At 32.3% G+C, this 2,582-nt stretch carries 1 protein-coding gene and 1 pseudogene; one reads left to right on the top strand and one right to left on the bottom strand.

Annotation, left to right across the window (positions count from 1 at the left end):
• Positions 1 to 399: 399 nt before the first annotated feature.
• A complete protein-coding gene (locus tag U860_RS0128075) occupies positions 400 to 1,320 on the top strand; it encodes a DMT family transporter (protein WP_025151104.1) in 921 nt (306 codons plus the stop codon).
• Between the two features lie 104 nt (positions 1,321 to 1,424).
• Here U860_RS0128075 and U860_RS35445 read toward each other — a convergent pair.
• Positions 1,425 to 2,193 (bottom strand): annotated as a pseudogene (locus U860_RS35445) (sulfotransferase family 2 domain-containing protein).
• Between the last annotated feature and the right edge of the window lie 389 nt (positions 2,194 to 2,582).

Genomic DNA, 2,582 nt, shown 5'->3' with positions numbered 1-2,582 from the left:
GAGTAGGACGTCGCCAAGCAAAAACCTAAGTCGATTCGACTTAGGTTTTTTTGTGTTTATTTTTATTTACCAAATGTTAAAATCCATAAATGTAATAACCCTAAAGAGGAAAAAAGAAGGAGATAGAGGCTGTATATAATAAGATTTGGATGATAAAGTGATAAAAAGGTTATAAAATAATACGTTTAAATATTAGTTGAAGGTAAGAATTACCTTTTTTATAGTGGTTTAGTTGTGGTATGAACAAAAATGTTTTTGATCTTATATGAAAAGGTTATGTGAAAAAGAACTGGATAGCTATTTTTCACATAACCTTTTTGTATTTTTAAGGGATTTTGCATAAGAAAAAATCTATAATTAAGGTAGCTAACATATATTTTTTGATGGGTGTGGGGAATTATGAAAGAAATATGCATGTTATTAGTTGCTGTTATATTATGGGGGACAGCCATTGCGCCAACGAAATGGGCATTAGAATCTATTCAACCGTTTACTTTGTTATTTATTCGCCTTTTCTTTGCAGGTGGAATTTGTATGCTTTTCTCATTTAACCAACTACAAAAAGCTGTTGTACATAAACATATTCCCTGGAAAAGAATGAGTTTACTATCTTTTACCGGTGTAGCTGGGTACTTTATGTTCACATCCTATGGTATTTCTTTAACAAGTGGATTACATGTTAGTATCATTGATGCTGCATTGCCGTTAGTTACAATTCTTTTTTCAACGTTCTTTTTGAAAGAGAAAATTCAGCTGAATTATTGGATTGGAATTATACTAGGTGCTACAGGAGTGCTCTTTATTACGGTTCCATCTAATAACGCCGATCAAGCAGTGTCTTTAATAGGAGATATACTTATTTTATTGAGTACTTTTTTATTTGCCTTCTACACGATATTGTTAAAACGTCCGAAACGAGAACGACATTTGTCAAACAATGTTTTTACTACGTTAACTTTAATTATTGGAATGGTTATCTTATTACCTTTTGCAATGATAGAAACCTTTTATTACGGTTTCCCGAAGATTGACACATGGAAAGTAGGATTTAGTGTAATGTACCTCGTTATAGGAGCGACAATTTTAGCGTATTGGTTTTGGAATAAAGCGCTAGAGAGAATTTCGGCATCGGTAAGTGGATTATATTTAAATGCATTACCTTTAATAAGTATTGTTACTTCAATTGTTCTATTAGACGAATCTGTAACATGGAAGATAATAATCGGAGGAAGTCTAGTTTTAATAGGAGTAGGATGGGCGGATAAGCAGAAATTACGTAATCTATTAAAGGGTAATACCTTGGATAGTAGTGACTGTTAAACTGTATGCTTAATATAGTTTAAATGTTAAAAAGATACCTTATATATATAAGAGGTATCTTTTTTATAGTTAGCAAAGATAATAGATTAAAATCAGTATGGATATTATTTGTTATATCTATATGTATCGAAATCTTTTTGAAATATTGTTTTGACGAGCTGTATACATTCATTATCATAAAAGCTTTCAAAAGTCGGTTGGCGAGGGAATAAAGGATCAGTAATATCGGCATCGCTGAAATTCCCTTTATAAATCATGGCAGGGGGTTGATGATGCCATGATGTTGAAAACTCATTTATTGGTGCAGGTTTTAATTCGAAACATTTTTCTAATTCTTTCATTTCCTGATTGAAATTTTCTAAGTATATATAATTGGCTACATACTCTTCTTCACCTGCTATATATTGTTGTGTAAAGTGAGCGTTAATATCATTTGCATGAGTATCTTTAGTGAATAGGTAGTATAAAAATGATTCCTTTAGGAGAATTTTCATTTTGATATAAAAACTTTCGAATGGGTTCCTATTCTGTATTTTCTACATAGGGGGGTGCGATTAAGGACACGAAAGAACTGACCGCTCTTCTAAATGGATTACGGACAAGTTTAAAAGTTTCCTTTTGTTTATCTCGTAATGCTACACTCAGCCGTATATTATAGGCTGGTGTACCTTTGTATATTTCATATTCGTAATTACGAATAAAGGGGTGATAGTTTAAAGCTGTTTGTAATAAATCAATCTGGTAAAAAAACTACTTAGCAAGGGAGGTGCAACCACTTTTTTGACTCCAAAATAGAATGAGAGGAAAGTTTCTATGATAGTGTGGGTTTCTTGAATTAGTACTAATGATGTGTAATAAGGAAGGATCAAACAATTTCTACACTCCCTTCAATTATCCCGCATTAACGGGCAGTAAGTCCCCTGTCTCTAACTTCGGCTGAAGCAAAGAAGTTAGGTGGAAGATTAACTGCTCGTAAAAGCTCGATTGGTGAGGGTTAAACCTCTCCGCTGATTAAAGTTTCACTTTATCTTGATTATATGCATGTAAAATAAAGACGAGGTATGAGCGTATGTTTATTTTTTTGTAAAAAGTGAAAAAGAAATATTGACTATTATTATATAGAGGTGTATTATAAAACAAGTCGCCGATAGCAACAACGCAGAAAGCGACAAACGAAATAAAAAAACTTAGTTGACATTGAAACATGAAAATGTTAACATAAAGAAGTCGCAAACGAGCGGCAAAGTAGTTCTTTGAAAACT

The sequence above is a fragment of the Bacillus sp. H1a genome, from assembly GCF_000633475.1.
Classification (GTDB): Bacteria; Bacillota; Bacilli; order Bacillales; family Bacillaceae_G; genus Bacillus_A; species Bacillus_A paramycoides.
This window is presented reverse-complemented; position numbering and strand designations above follow the sequence as displayed.

Excerpts from the sequence above, each read along its gene's own strand:
- U860_RS0128075 (WP_025151104.1), top strand. The coding sequence starts at position 400 with ATGAAAGAAATATGCATGTTATTAGTTGCTGTTATATTATGGGGGACA.